Source organism: Fulvitalea axinellae, assembly GCF_036492835.1.
GTDB lineage: Bacteria > Bacteroidota > Bacteroidia > Cytophagales > Cyclobacteriaceae > Fulvitalea > Fulvitalea axinellae.
Genome location: NZ_AP025315.1, coordinates 475,252 through 496,528, shown reverse-complemented (window position 1 = coordinate 496,528; position 21,277 = coordinate 475,252). Strand labels below are relative to the sequence as shown.

Below are 21,277 nucleotides of genomic sequence, written 5' to 3'. Positions count from 1 at the left end.
TTTGTATTATTTCTTTTTATCCAATCCTTTAACCCTTGTGTAATCATCTTTGGTTATTTCCAACCCGGTGTTATAGTCCACGGGCATTGGTTCGTAGCCGCAGTCTTTGCGCGAGCGGGTAATGCGGGTATATTCCCACGAATGCTCAATATCATTTCGCCATGGCCTTACGGCCCAATACGTTCCGCGGAATGGGTCCCGGGTTTCGCCTTGTTCTTTTAGAATTCTATCATGCAGACGATTACGGATTTCGGTGTGGGCCTCGCTGGCTATTAGGTTTTTCATCTCGTCAGGGTCGTTTTGCATATCATACATCTCGTCCTTATCCGAGAGAAGGTGTATGGCCAGCTTATAGCGTCCGTCAAATACGGCCCGGTAGGGTTGGAACGCGCCGAAACCGTCGTGGTTTACCTCGAAACGGCCGAATTCCATAAACACGGCGTCGGTGACGGGCTTGTCTTCTTCCAATGTGGGCACGATGCTTTTGCCTTGCATATGGTCGGGCACGGGAATACCTGCGACATCAAGAAGGGTAGGAGTGACACTGATATGCGATATGGGCACATCTGATTCTGCCCCGGCCTTTACGTGTCCCGGCCAACGGACTATAAACGGAATACGGCTGATGTCGTCGTAGATTGCGGGGCCTTTTCCTTTCAGGTTATGGGCGCCCATCATATCGCCGTGATCGGAAGTGAATATTACCAGAGCATCGGGACAAGTCTCGTTTATCTTATCGACCAATCGCCCAATTTGCTGATCTATATAGGTATTGCAAGCCAAAAAGAACGGATGCTCGAAATGTTCCTCTTTTGTTTCCAGATGTTCTCCCTTGGCCCACCAACTTTGGTATGCCGGCTTGTCCTTTAGGTTATCGTTTCGTTTTGGGCCTTGTTGAAATTTATAACCTTTGTATAGGTCCGCAAACTCTTTGGGCATCAGGAATGGATGGTGCGGTTCATCATAAGACACCGTTAAAAGGAAATCGTCATCCTTGGAATTATCCAGAAAATCTATGGCTCTATCCGTAACACGGTGGCCGAAAGTAAAGGACGAATCTATACCGTCGCCTTTGTGTATTGTGCCTACATCACGGGACTTCTTGCGGTCGTCATCCGAGAGTTCTTCCAGATAGGTCCGCATATCGTACCAATACTCCGGTTCGTAGCCGTCGGGGCATTTTCCGTTACCGAAATAGTCATAGCCGTCAAGGTGCCATTTGCCGATAAATGCCGAACGGTAACCGTAATCCGTAAAACGTTTTCCTACGGTCCGGATATTGTCGCCCAGGGGAAGATTGTTTCCCCAAACGCCGTTGGTACTTGGATATGTGCCCGTAAAAATCGCCGAACGCGCGGGGCCACAAACCGGGGAAACGCTATAGGCAAGGTTAAAGCGGGTTCCTTCCGAGGCGAATTTGTCTATATTCGGCGTCCGCATCCCTTCGCGCCCGTAAGCGCCTATCATATCCCAACGCGTGGTGTCCGTCATGATGAAAACGATCCTACGGGCTTTGGGATTAACGGGTTCTTTATGCGCTGTGCCGGCCTTTTCTTCCGAATGTTTTTCTTCGCAAGACGACAACCCTCCGCCGACGGCCAAAGCCCCTGTGCCGAGTCCCATTTTTTTAAGGAAATTGCGCCGGGCGCTTTCAAAAGTCTTATTTTGTTCTTTCATAAAAAATGGATATTTGCTTGATTCAAATTAAAACACACACACCAGAATGTCCTCTGTGCGCAAAGGGTAAAAAGATGAAAAAAAATGTACGGTACCCGGTACAAATATTCAATAGAACATTTATGCGGTTAAATGGAATGGCTTTTTTGTGCTTTTATCACTTCGGTTATTTTAGATCATTATTTTTTATGCAGTAAACCTTCAATTATGCTTCACCTATTTTTTCATTTGGCTTCTTAACCATAAGGTCCGCATTATCAATCTGCGTAATATTTAGAATTTAATTTCTTATCTGAATACGTGATATTAAGCTGGTTTTCCTTTCGTATAGTTAGGTGCGTTTTTTCGAATACCCTACTTGATTGTATTTAAATCCAACAGCTACCTCATCAAGATCATCTCAACTATCCAGCGCCTCCATCTTTCCCGCTTCCTTCATTCTCTGGTCGGTTGGGCTTTTCCGTTTTCAGCCTTTGCCTTTCGTCGCCGGCCACTACCTGCAAAAACGCTTTGGACAAGGTGTCGCGGACGCACTCCAGCGCTTCCTCTTGTTCTGATCTGAATGTGGTCATTTCCCTACCGAGTCCAGGAATATAGTTGGCCGTGGCCGTTGACTGCTTTTCTGTTTCTTTGGGAAAATCTATCTTAGGTAAAAACACAGCTTCGGGGGCGGTAGCTTCGGCCGCCCATTCCTCCAAACCCTGATCTCCGCTGACCACCACCAAGTCTTCGTCTGTAAAGGGTTTGATAGGCAAGTTTCTGTAAGGGTGATAAAAATCTATACCGTGATAGGCGCACAACCTCATAAAAGTCCGTAACGCCATATTCTTTTTCTTGATTTTCTTTTCGGCCAATTGGGCCAGAGCTTCCGTTCTCGTTCCCAAAAATGTCTTTCTGTCTTTGACTAGCCTATCCTCATAGCGTTCGTAATGGTCCATCCATTCGGTCACGTTCCCCGACAGGCCTTGGATTTTCAGACTCTTGGCGATCTTGTCCATCTGTCTAAGGTCTTTTTTGCTAATCTGCATCCCTTTTTGTTCCGAGGCCATTTGTTCTGACACCCGCTGATGCATTTGATGAATCTCCGACCACCACCCACTATGCAAATCGAAAAAAGGAGGTTTCTTTCTGTAAGCTTCCCAAGCCTCATTTACACGGGCGAGAAATCGGGAAACGCTGTTTATCAGCCTTTCGTCCATTTCCCACACATTGCTGAACAGCGGATCTTGGCTCCAGCTGGCACCTCTGGCAAAGCGTTCGGTCATGCACAGCGATTCATCGACAAACCGTTCCTTATGTCTTCCTACATAATCAATCAGGAAAACCTTTAATCTTTCGAATCCCGTTTCCGAATTCACCCTAACACATACGCTATCCGGGCGTTGGGCCAAATCAAGAAGTGGCGCTACCGAAATGGAATCGATATCCATATCGGACTCCTCGTCATGTTGGTCCAGCAGTGGAACCAAGTCTTTCATTACGGCAAGTAAAGAGGGCGCCGGGATATTTAGATAAACATCATAACGGAAAGGCACGTCCCGGCTGGCCGAAGGCGTTGCTTTTTGGTTTGTTCCTTCTCCTCCCTTGGAGGTGACCTTCAAAAAGAGAGAGCATAATCCGGAATAATCCCGAAGGGAGGCCAGTTGTTGACGAGTATAGTTTTTTGTAGGATAACCGACCGCGCTCTGCGTTAACCCAGCGTCTTCTTTTGGCCGATCCAAGAAGGTTTTTACCAATCCTTTGGCTATTCTCCGCTGTTCCGGTTCAGGACACTCGGGCTTAACCTTTTTGTTCTTGACGTAATGTGAATACAAACTATTCTTCAGTGGGCCAGAATACCGTACGAAGTCTTTACGCCTCATCAACCTTCCGTCCCAACATTCTTCGAACATCTCCAACATACGCGGAAAAGAATTAGTGGCTTCAGCCCATTCAAAGAAACTGTCCTTTATCCAGAAATCGTCAAATACTCCGTCGGTATATGCTTGGTACCAGACTTCCTTGTCCTCCTCTTCACCTTGCACAACGGTAGAAGCGTCGTCGAGCACTACCCGCTGACCCGCTTTTAGAATAACTTTGGGAAACGGTACCATCCCACTTTTACCAGGATAGTACCCGTGGGCTTTCCTTGACATCTTTGCCGGGATAAAAGCCGCCTGAACCACCGTACGCGGATTAGGAAATGAAGAAGTCGTATTTATTGACGCCTTTTCTCCATTTCCACTATTCGACGGCTTTCTTTTGTTCTTGGCAACAAACACAGGCTTCGGTTGGTGATAAACGTTCCCCTTCTACCGAATGCCTTGCGCAAGCCTCGGGCCAACCTGCCACTTTATCGTTTGGAGTAACCTCTTTCGTTTACCGCAAAGGCATCGCGACAGCCAAAGGGTTGAATTCGTAAGCCAAAGATTGCTGACGGACCAGTTGGGGCAGGGGTCTTTGCAAACGTCTTGTTTCGGCGCTGTAATTATCTGAAAAATAGGAAATCCGTGATGCCGGCACTCTGAGGGCTTTAGCTTTTCTCATAAGGAATTGGAATCTGGTTTCGGGAATTTCCTCCGTCCGCACTATGTCTTCAAGAGCAATCCGCAATATCTTGCGCTGACTGGTACTGAGCATATTATAATTTAGGAAAGTGTCTATAGTAAGTGTGGATAGGCCTTTGCCCAGTTTTTTGGATCTACAAAGACCGACACCCAAATCGGTTAGAAAGTAAGTATCGGAATCCATCTTGGTACGCATTCGTCTCATCCTGTTCCAAGATTTCATAAAGGCGGTGATCATTTCCAATAAAGTACATTTCATATTACGCATACACCGCTCCCGGAAACGATTAACGGCGTGCTCCGCTATCTGAACTAGTTCGTCATGGCCTTGACGGTTTTTATAGACGAAATACAGACTATATCCCTTTTTGCCATGCACTTTGAAAATAGGCGTAGAGGTTCCGCCCCGCTCCCGCAAATCATAGAACATATAATACATTCCGTGATTGAACTCGGGATGTTTTCTTACTTCCGTATTGATATAGTGTTTGAGTTTATGCCTTTTCATCCTTCTTCTGACCCTAAAATACCTCATCACTTCCATCTCTTGGGCGCGATCCCGCATATTGATTACACGCAAAAGTTTTTCACGAAGAGATAGCCTGTCTGTCATTACGATAACCTTTTCCATTTGGCAAAAAATTTAAGTGAGAGAAAGAGACCTTACGGAATCTGGCCGGACTGACGGCCGGTTAAAAAGTCATCACCCAAAAATCTGGCCGGCAAACCATATTGGACTAGGAATGTTTTGCTTCTTTGGAAAAAAGATTAATCTTTTTCTTAAAAAATGAGACATCATTTCATAAACCTCTTTGCCGTTTAACACCAGACAACGCTGATATACAAGTAATTATAAGTCAATATCATCATGTTTCGTTTTGGCGACAAAGTTTACATTCTCCTGATTTCAAAGAATTCATTTTTTAAATTATAGAATATGCGCTCCGGGCAAAGCCCCTCTACAGGCTTTTCTCGCACGCATATTGCCTTCTCTTAGAAATTACAATTCTCATCCAACAAGCTCTCATTATGAAAAACATCAGGTCGCTTTGGATTACGTTCGCAATTGTTGTCGGGGTCGGTTTCTCCGTTATCGGCTTTTACGGCTTCGAGATTTACAGGGAAGCCCCCCCTTACCCAGACAAAGTCGTGGGGCAAGACGGGACGGTTCTTTTCACCAAAAAAGACATCCAAGACGGCCAACGTGTGTGGCAGTCAATCGGCGGGCAGGAGCTCGGTAGTATCTGGGGGCACGGGGCTTATGTTGCTCCGGATTGGAACGCCGACTGGATACACCGGGAAGCTGTCTTTATTCTGGACGAATGGGCTATGCAAGGCCACGGGAAAACATACGAAAAATGTGATCCGACTCAAAAAGCAGTGCTTAGGGAAAGACTAAAGGCGCTGATAAGGAAAAACACTTATGACCCCGCCACGAAAACCATTACGTTGAATCAGGATATCGTCCGGGCGATTGAGCACAATACGGATTATTACACAAGGCTTTTTTCCGACGATAAAGAATTGGCCCATCTTCGCGAGAAATACGCGATGAAAGAAAATACCCTTTCCGAACCTGTGGCCCTTAAACAGCTGAACGCTTTTTTCTTCTGGAGTTCTTGGGCGTGTACAACAGAAAGGCCTGGAAAGAATATCACGTACACGCATAACTGGCCATCCGACGAACTGGTAGGCAACAAAGCCGACGGTTCGCTGATACTATGGACCGGGTTCAGTATAATAATGCTTTTGCTGGGAATCGGAATATTGTCTTTCTATCACGCCAAAAGCCATAAAGACGACGTGCACGAAGGCGTACTGCCCGACGAAGACCCACTGAAGGGACTAAACCCGACCCCGTCTATGCGGGCTACGCTAAAATATTTCTGGGTAGTATCCTTACTCATATTGGTCCAAGTGATTTTCGGAGTTATCACCGCACATTACGGCGTGGAAGGGCAGGGGCTTTACGGAATCCCCCTTTCCGATATTCTGCCTTATTCGGTTACGCGGACATGGCATGTGCAGATAGCGATTTTCTGGATCGCGACATCATGGTTGGCCACCGGACTTTATATCGCGCCGGCTATATCGGGCAAAGATCCTAAGTTTCAGGTATTGGGCGTAAACTTCCTGTTTCTTTCCCTGCTGATTATCGTTGTCGGATCGATGATAGGGGAGTTGCTGGGCGTTTTGCAGAAGCTCGATCTTGACACTAATTATTGGTTTGGACACCAAGGACTTGAGTATGTGGACCTGGGAAGGTTCTGGCAAATATATTTGTTTATCGGATTGATTCTTTGGCTGGTGCTGATGTTACGGGCTCTTGGTCCTGCGCTTGTCAGAAAGCACGCCGACAAAAATCTGCTTTTTATCTTTGTGATGTCGACCGTGGCCATCGCTTTGTTTTATGGCGCCGGATTGATGTGGGGTAGGCACAGCCATTTGTCCATGATCGAGTATTGGCGCTGGTGGGTCATACACCTTTGGGTCGAAGGTTTCTTTGAAGTGTTCGCCACCGTAGTAATCGCTTTCCTATTCGTAAGGATGAAACTGCTGGATATTGGCACCGCTACGGCTGGCACTATCGCTTCGGCCGCAATCTTCCTGTCGGGGGGAATAATTGGTACGTTCCATCACCTGTATTTTACGGGCACACCTACTGCCGTTCTGGCTCTGGGTTCCACCTTTAGCGCTTTGGAAGTGGTTCCGCTGGTACTGATGGGTTACGAAGCTTTCCATAATTACCGTATCAGTAAAATCACGGAATGGATAAAGAATTACAAATGGCCGATTTACTTTTTTATCTCGGTTAGTTTCTGGAATTTCCTCGGCGCCGGTATTTTCGGATTCCTTATCAACCCGCCTATCGCGCTTTATCATATGCAAGGACTTAACACCACGCCGGTCCATAGCCATACGGCTTTATTCGGAGTTTACGGGATGCTGGGAATAGGCCTTACGCTTTTTGTGATCAAAGGGCTTTCAGCGCAGAAACCTTGGAAAGAAGGCGTAATTAAGTTTACGTTTTGGGCATTGAATATTGGCTTGTTATTAATGGTTCTGATCAGCGTGTTACCGGTTGGTCTTGCGCAGACCGTAGCCAGCGTAAACGAGGGGATGTGGTACGCCAGGTCAGCCGAGTTCACCCAAACGGAGGTGATGAGATTCTTTAAGTGGTTAAGGGTAATCGGAGATACTATTTTCGCTATCGGCTCCGTAACATTAACGTACTTTATAATTGGGCTGAAAACAGGTTGGTCTTTGAAGCATGATTAACTGTTTGGCTTTGGATTAGAAAAAAATATCGGCTCGGAACTTAATGTTTCGAGCCGATTCTGTTTTTTTCTTTAGGTGATACTTTTTTACCCACGCTATATATTATATAAACAACGCCTATCCCTCGGTTTTCAATTTTTTAAAATCGACACACCCATACATTTCAATACCTATCACACCTTATATACTTTTCCCCAAAATTAATCTAAGGATACAAACCACAAACATTCACACAATCCCTGAAATGACATAAAACACTATTAATCTATAAGTTAACACCATAAAGTCAAATTTAACGAAAGCCTGATTATTTATATAATACTCATATTTAAAACATCAAGATAAAATCGTACCTGTTTAAGAAAACATAATTCAACATCTGTATTCTTATGTTTTATCCATCATTTTTTAATTATTAATATTTTTAATTAAAAGGCAAAATAATATAAGCATATGCGAAAAATGTCCATTCATGGCCTTTATGACTTCTATATATTGGCCTCATCAGATCAAACCAATTGATACCTAAGAACAAACAAACACGACATGAAACAGAAATTACAGCTGTTCATTCTGTTGTTTGCGGGCCTCTTCGCCACACTCCAAGGGAGCGCCCAAAATAACGGAATCGTAAAAGGAAAAGTCGTTTCCGAAGACGGTGAGCCTGTACCCGGACTCAGCGTTATCGAGAAAGGAACCGGGTACGGAACTGCCACCAATATCGACGGCACGTACGAAATCAAGTTGAGAAACCCTGAAGGCGCTACTCTACAGTTTTTCGGAATAGGATACGCTAAGCAGGAAGTCGAGGTCGGTAACAGGTCCGTTATTGACATAACAGTCTCCGATGACGTTACCGAACTTGAAAGTGTTGTGGTTACGGCCCTAGGACAAGAGGCCAACAAAGCGCACCTAGGTTATACCGTTGCGGCGGTAAAAAGCGAGCAGTTGCAGGTTGCCCCCAGCACTAACGTCGCTATGTCACTCAGCGGTAAGATTCCGGGCGTACAAGTGCTTGGCGCTTCGGCGGGAAAATTTGACGCCAACGTGGTTGTTCGTCTTCGGGGAGCCACTGGTCTTAACTCTGACGAGGGCGCACTCTGGATTCTTGACGGTGTACGGGTAAACCCACGGGCGGTAAACCCCGATGACGTAGAGAGCGTATCCGTTTTGAAAGGCGCCGCCGCCAGTGTGCTATACGGAGAGGAAGCTGCAAATGGCGTAATTATCGTCACTTCAAAAGGTGGCGAAAAGGGCCGTATTAGAGTCGATGTTTCCTCAACAATGACCCTTAACAAAGCCGTTTTACCATTCAAAATGCAAGACAAATTCGGAGGAGGTTGGAATCTGGATTTCAATACTTTCGAGTATGACGAGTCCAAGCACCCAGAAGCGTGGAAGGCTATGGACGGCAAGCCTATGGCTCAGTGGGGTGACGGTAGTTGGGGCCCGGAACTTAACGGCCAAGAGGTGTTGCAGTGGGACAGCTTCTATGAAGATGAAGGCAACTATCTGCAAACAAGACCGTGGAAAGCTTCGGACGAAGGTATTCCCGGATTCTTTGACACAGGCATTACTTCGATCAACAGCGTTTCCGTTTCCGGCGGTTCTGACGATGTGCAGTTCCGAATGGGATACGGCTACTTGGACGAAAACGGCATAATGCCGGGTACCGAGAAACAAAGGCACACCGTCAACTTCAGAACCACCGCCAACTTAGCCGACAGACTAACCGCCACGGCAATGGTTAATTACGCTTCGGAGTATTTCAAAGGCAACTTCGAGGAACGTTACGGTTTGGTAGGGTCAAGCCTTTACCAATGGAACCAAGTACAGCTCGATTACGATAGGCTAAGCAACTACAAAACGCCCGAAGGCATGCCCAAAACATGGAACTTCGGTAACGGAGCCTTTGACAAGAACTCGCCTAACTTTTTGCTTCCCGAATTTTGGAACTCCCCGTTTTGGGACGCTATGGAGAACTACCGTGAGGACCATGTTCAGCGCCTTTCCGGTAATATCGGCTTGACTTACAGCATTACCGACAACTGGGATATTTCCGTAAACGCATCAACCTACGTATATGAGAGAGATCGCTCTTGGAGGGTGAAAGACAACACTTACAGAAACGGTAAAATGGATTTCGCTCCTTGGTACAGCAAGCAGAAAAGATCAGACAAAAACACTTTCCTGTCTTTCCTTTCGACTTACAACGACAAATTTGGCGATTTTTCTATTGACGCAAAGGTGGGTGGAGAACGTAGAGACTACCGAAGAAGTACCCTAGAGGCTTCTACAAGCGGATTTTTGGCGCCGGGATTTTACAATGTGAGAAACTCCGCCGAAAAGCCGGAGCTGGACGAATACTACCGCAACCGGGGAGTGCGAAGCCTTTACGGATCCGCTAGAGTAGGGTTTAAAGAAATGCTTTTCGTCGAATTTACGGGACGTAACGACTGGAGTTCCACTTTGCCGGAAGATCGCAATAGCGCGTTTTATCCCGGCGTCAACGGTTCGTTCGTATTTTCCGAATTATTGAAATCAAGCTGGATTACTTCAGGTAACCTGAAAGCGGCTTGGGCGCAGGTAAAAAAGGCCATTCCTCCTTATCAGCTTAGCCAAACTTACGGCGTCGGCGCTACTTGGGGCTCTACCCCAACCATGTTCATCTCCGGGGATCTTCCAAACAACACCCTTGAGGCGCAGGAAATCGTCGAATACGAATTGGGCGGGCAATTGGCTGTGCTGAACGACCGTTTGGGTGTTGACATCACATATTTCAACCGTACGAGTACAAACGAATTTCTCCCATTGGATGTGCCCGGAACTTCAGGATTCTCTAGCTTATTGATAAACGCCGGCGAATTCCGCTCTTGGGGTTGGGAAGTGGCTTTGCGCGGAAGCCCGATAAGGACTGACGATTTCAAGTGGGACATCAACGTTTCCTTCGCACCGATCAAGACTGAAGTCGTTTCGCTTTTCACAGACCCAATTTCCGGACGAGTTGTCGAGCGGGCAAACAACGACGCTTTCGAGGGTGATTTCCCATACGTTTACAACGACGTAGGCAAACCTTGGGGAACCTTGGTAGTGTCTCAAGGATATAAACGAGACGAAAGCGGACGGGTAGTCTATTCGGGATCAGACGGAAATTATTCCCCTATTATTGAGAAAGACGTGGAAGTAGGCGAGATGCTTCCCGACGCTACGGGCGGTATTTCCTCTTTCATGAATTACAAAGGCATAACCCTTAACCTTGCTTTCGATTACCAAATCGGCGGGCAAATCTATTCGCTATCAAACCGCTATGGCATTTACGGGGGAACCCATGAAGAAACCGTTTTCAAAAACAGAAACGGTGTTTGGAACCGCTATCCGGTAGCTGAAGGCGGCGGCCAATTGATCAAAGGAGTAAACGAGGACGGAACGCCTATCGAATTCTGGATGGAAGCCCTCGATTACGCCACTATGATACAGGCGGACCGTACGGAGTTTGTCTATGACGCTTCATTCTTCAAGCTGCGAGAACTTAGCCTCGGCTACAACTTTCCGCAAAAATGGATTAAGCCAATCTCGATGCGTCACCTTTCTTTGAGTTTTGTGGTTACCAACCCTTCGTGGTTTTTCTTCGCCGAGTCTGAAATTGATCCGACTCAACAACAAGAAAACTTCTTTGAAAGTGGCGCATTCCCGTCGCAAGAGTCTTACGGTTTCAACCTTAAGTTTGGCTTCTAAAAAGAAATCTCACCATGAAAAAATATATAAAAATCCTTGCGGGCGTCTTGATCTCAACTTTATTGGCCTGTGATCCCGGAGAGTTCGACGATATAAATAAAAACCCCAACGCCCCCTCTACGGTAAACGTGGAAGCGCTCTTCGCTAACGGATTGTTCAGTACCGGAGGCACAAACTCCTCGATGGCCTTGTGGACGCAGCAGATGTCCAGAACATACTATACCTCGGAATCCCATTACGAAACATTCAGAGGCAATTTTGCCGGAGTGTACAGCGGACCGTTAATGGACCTTCAATTTATCATCGATCTTGAAGACCCTCAAGAGATCTACGGTAATATCAAAGCCGCTTCCAAAATACTTCAGGCTTACTTTTATCTGATAACCGTTGACACTTTCGGGCCGGTTCCTTTTTCCGAAGCGTTACAGGGCACAGCGAACTTAACGCCGAAATACGATGCCGAGAAGGACATTTACGCAGGCGTATTGGAATCCCTTGCTCAAGGCGAAGCGGCTTTAGACGAGTCAAAAGGAGCCATTGGCGGGGATCCTATGCTGGGCGGGGATGTCGCTCATTGGAAAAAATTCGCCAACTCCCTGATTATGCAAGCGGCGGTCAGAATTTCCGACACTGACTTAGCGCAGGCCAAAACTTATTTCGCCGAAGCATACGCCAGGGGAGGCATAGTTGATGTTTCCGACAACATCAACTACCTGCATTTCGACAAAGACGGCCAGCGTAACTTTTGGTTTACCGATAAATCAGGGCGCTTTGACTATGCTCCAAGTGACATTTTTGTCGATTTCATGGAAAAAACTAATGACCCTAGAATAGATGCTTTCATCAATTCCCCTACGGATTACAATCCCGCCGAAGACCCGGAAGAAGGAAAATATGTGGGCATGCCTTACGGACTGAAGCAGGCCGAAGCTTCCGCTTTTTCCAAATCGACAATCTCCAGTTTCGGCACATATATCAACTCCGCCGACACCCCCATGCCCGTCCTTACGGCCTCTCAAACATGGCTCAATATCGCCGAGGCCGCGTCTCTTGGCTGGATATCGGGAATCACCGCAAAGGAGGCGTATGAAAAAGGCGTGCGCTCATCAATGGAACAATTCGATGTCACTGAGGAAACGCTTATTGACGAATACCTGAAAGGCTCTTCCATCGCATGGCAAGACTCCAAATCCAAAGAACTGTTAGGCAACCAGAAATGGGTTTCTCTTTTCTTTCAGCCATATGACGCTTGGAGAGCGTGGAGAAAATTCGATTTTCCGGTGCTTACCCCAACACCAAACGCAGTAAACCCGACCAAAAAAATCCCGGTACGCCTAGCTTACGGAAATGGTGAGACTGTGGAGAACGCGAAAGTTTATGAAGTAGGGGTCAAGCTTCTTGGCGGTGAAGACAATGAGGCTACTCGCCTTTGGTGGGACAAGTTTTAATCCATTGTAAAGAAATCAAATCATGGACATTATAAAATTCAGACTTCTTGCCATAGCGCTATTGGGAACGGCCTTTTTGTATTCCTGTAACAATGATGACGATGTAACCAGTCCTATGACAGGATTCAAGGAGTCAAAACCACAACAACTTTTGATTCTAAGCGACGATAACGATTTCGAAACCATTGACGTCAGCCTTTTGGGGATCAGAGGGTATTCCGGTACGGTCAGCGTCGATATATCATCACTCAACCTTGACGCTGGCGATTATAAAGTTGAACCGACCCAAGTTAAGCTGAGCGATGCGGACCTTTCCGATGAGGATAAAAAGAAGGGACTCACTGCCGGGAAAGTCACTGTATATGTGAATCCCAAAGCCTTGGAACAAGGCGACACCAAAAGACTTACGCTTAAAATTTCAAACCTCAATGGCGGTTCGGTAATACAGGCCCGGGATTTTATCTATATAGATGCCATTAAGGATTTGGTAGACGACTATGTACTCGACTATGACATTCTGGTTTCCGCCGACAAGACTTGGTCAGGATCATTTGACCTTTCCAACGACGAGGCTGTAGAGTCATGGGTAGCTTTCTGGACCTCATCCCTTACATCAAACACAGGCGCAAAACGAGTAAACCTTGAACTGTGGAGAAACAGGGTCGTTTCTAAAGCCGATCCCGTCAACGGACACCGGGTAGTCTTTCTGGAAGAAGGAACCGTGATAGGCCCAGACAGTAATTGGAACGGCACAGGCGTAGTCTACAATCCAGATAAGAGCTACGCTGAATTTGCGTATGTCACAAGCCCTGAGTATTCTGACTTGAACGGGAAATCGGGTTATATTGGATTAGAATTTTGGGCTTCGGACACAGAAGTGTATTATGCTTGGGCTAAGATAGAAGTGTCCGACGCTGGAGATGGAGCCAAGTTTTTGGAATACGGCCAGCATAGACAGCCCAATGTGCCAATAAAGGCGGGACAAAAACTCTAAATTCAGAGATCATTGCCCAAGGAAACGGGCAAATAAGATAATGAGTGGAACCCATATTAAAATGTAGAGGTTGGGCCAATGCGGCCCAACCTCTTTTTTTGTTTCTTTAGCCTCACTATAATCAGTTTAAACAAAGGAAAATTTCACCATTGAAAATACGAGAACGGACCGCCGATAAAATCGACAGTCCATATTTATTATCTGGTCAATAAGAATTCTTACTCCCCGATTATTTCTTTAAGACTCTAATCGCTGCGGTTTCATTACCGTGAATAATTTTAAGAACATAGAATCCGTTCGCCAAAGCATTGACATCAACACTGGCTTCACCGTTTGCATTCCTGGAACTGATAGTCGCTCCGTTTTGGCTATAAAGTGTATACGAGAAATCTCCCGCCAAGGAAATATTAACTTGGTCCGTCGCCGGATTCGGCCAAACCGCCATATCTGTACTAAGCTGAAGACTTTCTCTATTATCTCCAATACTGGTTCTTTGCTGTACGCCAATGTCGGATTTATCGGCGAATACTATATAAGACACGATTTCTTCCGAATGCTTACGCTCAGTGTCGGCCACTTGGTCTTCATCCAAAGCCAATGTCAATGAAGTCGTATTCAAACCACCTGTTCCCACAAGGTTGGCCCATGCGCCGTCACTGCCCGACATTCCGGATATGCTGGCTACCGCTCCCGTAGCCTCATTATAGTTATGGCTGTACACTTTCCCGTTAGGGTTTCTGGTAAATCCGGTAACTCCCGTAGCAATTCCCGCTTTCAGGGAAGCTTTGCCCAAATCTGCCGTGGTGCCTGACTCCATCACTATATATCCTACAGTTTCGGATTGACGATCCGTATCCGGACCCGCTCCGACATGTTTGCCTATGTAAGCCACGGACGAGGTAGGGGAACCGAGGTTTCCGTTATCGGAATAGAAAACCGACCAACGGCTATCGTTATAAGTCATCACCTGTCCTACAACAACAGGAGAGGAGAATGCCGCAAGGCTAATCTGCTCGCCTTTGCCAGGATAATTCCACTTATAGGCGGTCTTGGTGGATGTGACTTTTTGCGCCGACATCTTCACGCCATGTTCCGCTTCAGTATAGTCGCCTTCCTCTACCGCAAGGTAATGTACAGGCCTAGTGCCTACAGTTCCCGTTCCTGTAGATTGCAGTTTTATCTCAAATGAACTTCCCGACGCGTTTCTGATTCGCACCACAAAAGGAGCCAAAGAGGCGTTGACTTCAGTAACAGGCGTAGCCACTACTACCATGGAACTGTAAGTGTCATCCAAGTTGACCGTTGTCCAACTCTCCGAAATATTCACGATTCCTCCCTGTGCCAAGACGGTCGGAGCCACAACTTCATCCGTAACGGTAATAGCTTTGGTTACCGAGGCAGTGGCGCCCTCGTTATCGGTAACGGTAAGGCTTACCGTATAATCTCCGGCTATGGTATAAGTATGTGTCGGGTTCGCGTCGGTCGACGAGTTTCCGTCGCCAAAGTCCCACGCATAGCCGGCTACAGTTCCGTCGGAATCCACGGTCCCTTCACTGCTGAAGGTTACGGCGGTATTTGTTTTCGGAGAATACTCACCCGCTATAACCGCCACAGGCGCTACGTTGTCAGCCTCGCCTACGGTGATATACCCGGTCTTGGTTTCCACATCCACACCTCCTGTAGTGGTGATTTTCAGACTAACAGGATAAGTACCCGCATTCATATAACGAACTCTCGGGCTGGCCTCTTCGCTGTATGGATCTACCGCGCCATCGAATGTCCACTCGTAAGAGAAATCACGGACCGGCACCGGCGATACGGCCTGAACATAAGGCGATCCCGTTGTCCAGCTGATATTATTCATCTGGATGGTATTGTTGCCAACCACATCAGTCGCCGTATTGCCCGAGTTCTCGTCCAGCGGCCAATAATGGGCTAACGCAGCCGGATATGGAGCCGGAATTTCCTTAAACATAAACTCCTTAACCTGCTCGGCCGTACGGGCCTCTTTCCAGAAACGAATCTCGTCCACAACAAAATTCATCGCTTTATAAGAATCGCTTCCGATATAGAATCTACCCTTGGCGTTTATGCCAAAACCTATTCCATCGCTACGGGTACTTACGGCCTCGCCATCTTGGTACATCGTCAGGTTAACCCCATCATAAACAAGCGCCAAATGCGTCCACTGCTTGGTGACCACCCTGTTTGAGGTTCTTCCCAAGTTTTTGCCCGCCGCACCAGCGTTATGGAGTTTGGCCTGCACAGCGCTGTACTTCCAATTGATGGTAACGCCGTTGTGGACTCCCATGAATATTTGGTAATCCTTTTGCCAACTGTCCCTTCTGATCCAGAAAGAAATCGTAAGCGGTCCGCCCGAAAGATCTATATCTCCCGAACTTTGGTCTCTGCCAACTCCGGCGGGCACATCAATGCCGGAAGTAGGCCCGTATGTGAGTCCCGGATTTCCTGTAAAATTAAAATCGATCCTTTCACCCTGCTCAGGGTTAGGGTTCGTAACCTCGAAGTCGGAGTTCAAAGTATTGTTAGCCACTTGCGGTACCACCACCACTTTCTTTTCCAAAACCGACTCCCGCGTTCCGTCGGCGTGTTTCGCTTTCAACGCAACGGTGTAAGTCCCGTTCTCCGAATACGTCACCTGAGGATTTGCGTCAGTGCTCGTAGCCGGGGTTCCTCCTTCGAAAGTCCACTCATACGTGGTCGCGGCATTTGACTCGTTCGTAAATTCGACCGGAAGCCCTTGCAGGGCCAGACCTGTGGCAAAATCCGCTTCCGGCTCCGGATCCCAAGCTACACTGCCATTGATCGGAGCGCTTTTGGTCTTTCCATCCATTCCTACGGATACAACCTTAAGGTTGACGTTGCCACCATCAGGCTGTATTTTGTGGTCTTTGGCTATAAAAGCCCTCGCTACCGAGCGCCCGATAAAATGGTCTTTTCCGTCGGAAGTAGTCTGGTATACTTCGAAATACGAAACGTCGGCGTCCTCGTTATAGCGCGGATTGCCCGGCAAAGACCACGTCAACTTAGCCGAAAGTTTGTCGCCCGTCTGCGCGAGGCTGGCCACGTTGATAGCCGTTGGACTAGCCGGCGAGTCAACGACTCCGTCCGTAAGGGAAAGCTCCCCAAGACGCAAATCGTAATCGTTGATGGATCCGCTGACTTTCAAGGCTATCACCGCCATAGTTTGTCCGGCGTGCTGGGCCAAACTAACCGTTTTGGTATTCCATCCTTCCTTTTCCAAATTCCCGACAGGGTGGAAGGTAAAACCGCTGAGGCTTGAGCCGTTTTCAAAAGCGACACCCACTTCCAGTCCCGAAGCGGCGCCGGCGTCGGTATCTTTCAACTTATAAGTCAAAGCCAACTCGGTCGCTTGGCTTACAGGTAGTTTTACTTTGTAAAGATTCAGAACATTTTCGCCGGAAACATCCCCGTTGATTCTAACCGAGGCGCCGCCTTCGTAAGCGTCTTCATAATAGATGGAAGTCTTGAGGTTTTGACCGCCCTGGCTCCACCACCATCTCCAAGTAGGCAAAACGTCCTGCAAGCTCACGTCGCTCCATTCTTTTTCCCAAATTTCATCACCGGCTACGGAGAAAAACACGCCGCTTCCCGTATTGAATCGGGTTACAAACGGATATTCCTTAATCGCCGAACGGTCAGCGATAAAAAACGAATAACCAGCCGCATAATCCGAATCGTTTCTAGGCGTACCCGGACGGCTTGGGTCGCCGTTTGGCCCAGCCCATACTTTGGAGGTGTTTTTCAGGGCACTGTTCATAAATTCCAAAGGAGTGTCCGAAGCGTCGCCGTTACTGCTTTCAAGCCACAGGCATATAGACACTTCCTTACGGCCAAGGTCAGCATAGTTGCTGCGGTTTCCATTGGTATAGATACCCGCATGTACATCATAGGGATCCCTTCCCAGGCTTTTCGCTCGGCTTATAGAACGGTCAAGCCTATCGGAATACCAATTGTAATTGAGAAAGAAAACGTCGGAAACCGTTTCGCCATTATAATCAAAATAATGGTCGTTGTTCGAAGTTAACTCTTCCGTAAAGCGAATACTTCCCGCATTGCTTCTGGCATCATACCATAAAGTACGGAAGTTTGAGAGCCCTTGCGAGGTGGCATATTCGCGCATAGCCTGCATAAAAAGCACCAGCGGTTCTTTGGGGACGTTAGTGGTTGTCTCCACATTGAAAGCCCAACCGTCAAATCCGTAAAATTTGGCCATTTCCACCAGCTTTACCGCATTGACATAAACGCCGTTTTCCTTTCGAACCATTTCCGTATGCTCCTGCATCGAGTTATCACCCCAAGCCCAGATAATATTGCCGAGCATTTGGGTACCGTTCCGGTGAGCCGCCTCTATATGCGAAGCCGGCGGGATGGTTATCCGCTTACCGCCACCATTCCAGCGGGCGAACACATCGGTGTATTGCCAAGCGGAGAAAGCGTACTCGAAAGCGGAGTTAGATCCGCGCACATTCTCCGGAAGCCCGGACCATATTCCCATTCTCCGGTTCGGGTCTATACTCGGGTCAGCCTGCGACGCCCTAAACTGAAAACGTTCTTTTAGGGGGACCCTTGAGATATGAAATTCAATATCCGGGTCGGCACTCTCAGAAGCAGGGCTCCAATTCTGGAACTCCGTTTTTTTAAAAAACCAGTCTTTGGACTGGGGGTAATCCTGGGCCTGAATAGGCAACAGGTAAATTACGCATAAAAAGAATAGTAAAAATGTCTTTCGCATAAGTGATAATTTGTAAAGTAAATGAGGTAACCCAAATGCTATAGAACACGGGTTTCAGAAACATTGCCTATATGAAATCAGGCGGAATCGTTAGGAATCCAAAACAAAAGTTAACGACATCTTTTCTTCCAACTACCGATCACCGCTTACGTTGAACGGAAACCAACACGATGTTTCTTACACAAGTATCCACATGCGGTTACACATAAAGTTTCGGATAAGTAAATGGGACAAAACTTGTCCATCCACCTTTCCGATAAAAATTAAACACAGCAATCCCACTAAGCGGTTTACACTTATAGAACAACACCCTATCCGCCATCGATAGGTACCTTGTCCGCGTTGAAAGTCATTAGTCATATTGGTGGGGAAGCGAATTTTCGGCATCTCAAACATACCTATTACGCTAACACTCCACTTACCCTCTCAGCACTAATACACTTTCGACAATAGACCTCAAAATTTATTTTTGCCAATAAAGAGCCCCCTTCCACTCATATTCAAGCGGAATTCTAAACGGGGGCATATTCAAAAAAATGATGGTTTGTCTGGAAGTATGAGAATAGAGTAATGGACTCTCCGCTCTTTTGCGAGAAGCAAACATTTAACTTACTCAATATGCGTTTTCTGTCGAGATCTCATTATTAATCGGTCCTAGTTTATTTCACAAACACACTATAAGAACCCCGACAAACAAAGGAGAGAAACTGGACAAAAACATCACCTTCGTTTTTGAAAAAAATAAAATTTATAATCCCCAAAAGTATTATACTGAAAAAACAACCATCATTATTAGTGATTAATATGTGATTTTATCATTTGTCGCTTACTTGCAAATATGTTTGGATCGATGTTTTAATTAATTATTTTGAATTATCCGGCCAAGCTACACTTTTCCCGCCGACTCCAAGAAATAGGTTCCTTTAAAACACTGACAACTAGCTCTTCAGCTTATATTTAAAAAAGAAAAGAGTCACGCAAAATCTAAAAAGATTGTGACGTGACTCTTAATTGTGATTATTTTTTCCGAATGGGCTACTTCCTCATTAGAAAATGTCCGCATTACAAATGATCAATAGGTAAAGGTGACTCCAACATTAAAGTTGAAATAGGAGATCACATCAATATCTGACTTGTCATAGAATATAACCGTATATTTTGACTTCAAGACTACGCCAAGGCCCGTACCAAAGCTAGCTATTACACCAACCTCAGGTTGAAGTCCAAAACGCCAGTCATCATCCTCTTGGTAATAATACCCAAAGTCGTTTTCCTTCTCTATATAATAAGCTCCAGCTCCTATTTTTGCGAACGGCCTGATAGGCGCATCTCCATCAAACGCATAATATGCGAATGTGGCGTTTATAGGGAAAATGTATAGATAATTGGAAAGATCAGCTGTCAAGTCCGCGCCCGGGCGCAAATGGTAAGTTTGCCTATCGAAAGCTTGATAGAATCCTGTCCATCCCACTTCACCGCCTACAGCTAGGTTTTGATCCACAAAACCCTCACCGCTAATGCTGAAACCGCGGAAGCTGTATTTCTCGACCAAATCCCTTGCGTCTCCCACCAAGAACCCTGTCTGGTACTCAGCGCTGAAAATCACGTTGCTCGTTTGCGCAAAGCTTTCGCTAAGACCCAAACCAAAGACAAGCAATATTATTGGAAGTATCTTTTTCATCTCAAAATCATTTTTTCGCACAACAATGCAGTAAACTCCTTCCGTTGCTATTTCCGTTCTTTTGCCAGATACGGAGACTGCTCAAACGCTTCGTCAATACCCCTAAAGGCTAACTTGAGCGTGTATTCCTCGTCGGTGGAAATCAAACCGTTTATGTTCGCCTGCCAGCGAAACTTCAAACGCGCCGATTCCGGCAACTCCAGATTCTGATAATCCTGTATTCCAATCACAGGGTTATCGTCGTGCCAAGATTCGTAACTCCTCATCGACTCTCCATCCACAACCTCAAACATCAAGAAGCCCGTCCGATAACTATAGGCGTAACCCGGGTACCATGGATACCAGCCCGTATAACCCGGGAACCATCCGCCGTACCAGTCCCAATACCAAGGATAGAAGGGATTCCACCAAGGATAATAGCCCACCACCACATTTTTGGTAGCGATGGCTGTAGCGTTGACCGCAAAGTCAGGGTTCTCGTCACGGTCCACTTCTATATAACCGCGCCTGATAAAATGTTGGCGCATGCTATCAATCAGTTGCTCTGATGGGCCTCCCGGCGCATAGAATTCCGTGGAGTCGATGATATTGTCCTTGTCTTTGATCAAGGCCACGGAATCCCGGATTGTGAAAGTGGAGTATTTTTGGAAACCGTTATCTTTCTCAAAATCCGTATCGTAATACGTGAGTGTCACTTCCGTTTCGGCGATGGAACGGTCATCATCAGGATAGCAGCCCCATAACGCCGCCGCCATTAACACGGCGAAAAGGAATGATAATTTCGGGTGATTGAACATAGCGACTAATTTTTTTCATTTCTAACCCCCTTCATCTGACAGATGTTTGCGGTTTCTTATGATTGTTTTGCAATAAATGGACTTGGATAGCGAAAATGGCTTCAAATAGTGCTCGCAACATCTTTCTGATAAAAGATGCCCTGCCACACAGGAAACCAATACATCACTTGTAAGTATTAAAAACCGTGTAAACGTATGACATTCAACAAAATCACCCTGATGTGAAGCGGGCAAAAGGAAACTGAGCCGTGAAAAAAGAATGAATTTGTTTACGAAAACGCTCTCTTTGTTATGAGATATTCAATGCTATTGTCGTATCTTTCGTTTGGTTTTAAAACATGGG

10 protein-coding genes are annotated in these 21,277 nt (G+C 46.5%); 4 read left to right on the top strand and 6 right to left on the bottom strand.

Annotated elements, in window-relative coordinates:
- Positions 1-6 precede the first annotated feature (6 nt).
- The 3 genes from AABK39_RS20745 to AABK39_RS20735 form a co-directional block, all read right to left on the bottom strand.
- The gene (locus AABK39_RS20745) at positions 7-1,677 is read right to left on the bottom strand and encodes a sulfatase-like hydrolase/transferase (RefSeq protein WP_338394858.1); all 1,671 of its coding nucleotides are present in this window, start codon (positions 1,675-1,677) and stop codon (positions 7-9) included.
- A gap of 404 nt (positions 1,678-2,081) precedes the next feature.
- Positions 2,082-3,812: a hypothetical protein gene (locus tag AABK39_RS20740; RefSeq protein WP_338394857.1), complete on the bottom strand. Its 1,731-nt coding sequence runs from the start codon at positions 3,810-3,812 to the stop codon at positions 2,082-2,084.
- A 223-nt stretch (positions 3,813-4,035) separates the two neighbouring features.
- Entirely contained in the window at positions 4,036-4,854 is an 819-nt protein-coding gene (locus tag AABK39_RS20735) for a hypothetical protein (protein ID WP_338394856.1), read from the bottom strand.
- Positions 4,855-5,252: 398 nt separating this feature from the next.
- Between AABK39_RS20735 and AABK39_RS20730 the strand changes: the two genes are divergently transcribed.
- The 4 genes from AABK39_RS20730 to AABK39_RS20715 all read left to right on the top strand — a co-directional run bounded on the left by AABK39_RS20730 (position 5,253) and on the right by AABK39_RS20715 (position 13,679).
- A complete protein-coding gene (locus AABK39_RS20730; RefSeq protein WP_338394855.1) occupies positions 5,253-7,502 on the top strand; it encodes a nitric-oxide reductase large subunit in 2,250 nt (749 codons plus the stop codon).
- Between the two features lie 546 nt (positions 7,503-8,048).
- Positions 8,049-11,237, top strand: a complete 3,189-nt coding sequence (locus AABK39_RS20725) for a SusC/RagA family TonB-linked outer membrane protein (protein WP_338394854.1) — start codon at positions 8,049-8,051, stop codon at positions 11,235-11,237.
- A 14-nt stretch (positions 11,238-11,251) separates the two neighbouring features.
- Complete coding sequence (locus AABK39_RS20720; protein ID WP_338394853.1) at positions 11,252-12,685, top strand: SusD/RagB family nutrient-binding outer membrane lipoprotein; 1,434 nt, start codon at positions 11,252-11,254, stop codon at positions 12,683-12,685.
- A 22-nt stretch (positions 12,686-12,707) separates the two neighbouring features.
- Positions 12,708-13,679 (top strand): hypothetical protein, encoded by a 972-nt coding sequence (locus AABK39_RS20715; RefSeq protein ID WP_338394852.1) that lies wholly within the window; start codon positions 12,708-12,710, stop codon positions 13,677-13,679.
- A gap of 229 nt (positions 13,680-13,908) precedes the next feature.
- Here the strand turns inward: AABK39_RS20715 and AABK39_RS20710 are convergent, their stop codons facing one another.
- The 3 genes from AABK39_RS20710 to AABK39_RS20700 form a co-directional block, all read right to left on the bottom strand.
- Positions 13,909-18,456 (bottom strand): endo-beta-N-acetylglucosaminidase, encoded by a 4,548-nt coding sequence (locus AABK39_RS20710; RefSeq protein WP_338394851.1) that lies wholly within the window; start codon positions 18,454-18,456, stop codon positions 13,909-13,911.
- Between the two features lie 1,072 nt (positions 18,457-19,528).
- Complete coding sequence (locus tag AABK39_RS20705; RefSeq protein ID WP_338394850.1) at positions 19,529-20,137, bottom strand: outer membrane beta-barrel protein; 609 nt, start codon at positions 20,135-20,137, stop codon at positions 19,529-19,531.
- A 47-nt stretch (positions 20,138-20,184) separates the two neighbouring features.
- Entirely contained in the window at positions 20,185-20,934 is a 750-nt protein-coding gene (locus AABK39_RS20700; protein WP_338394849.1) for a DUF4136 domain-containing protein, read from the bottom strand.
- Positions 20,935-21,277 lie beyond the last annotated feature (343 nt).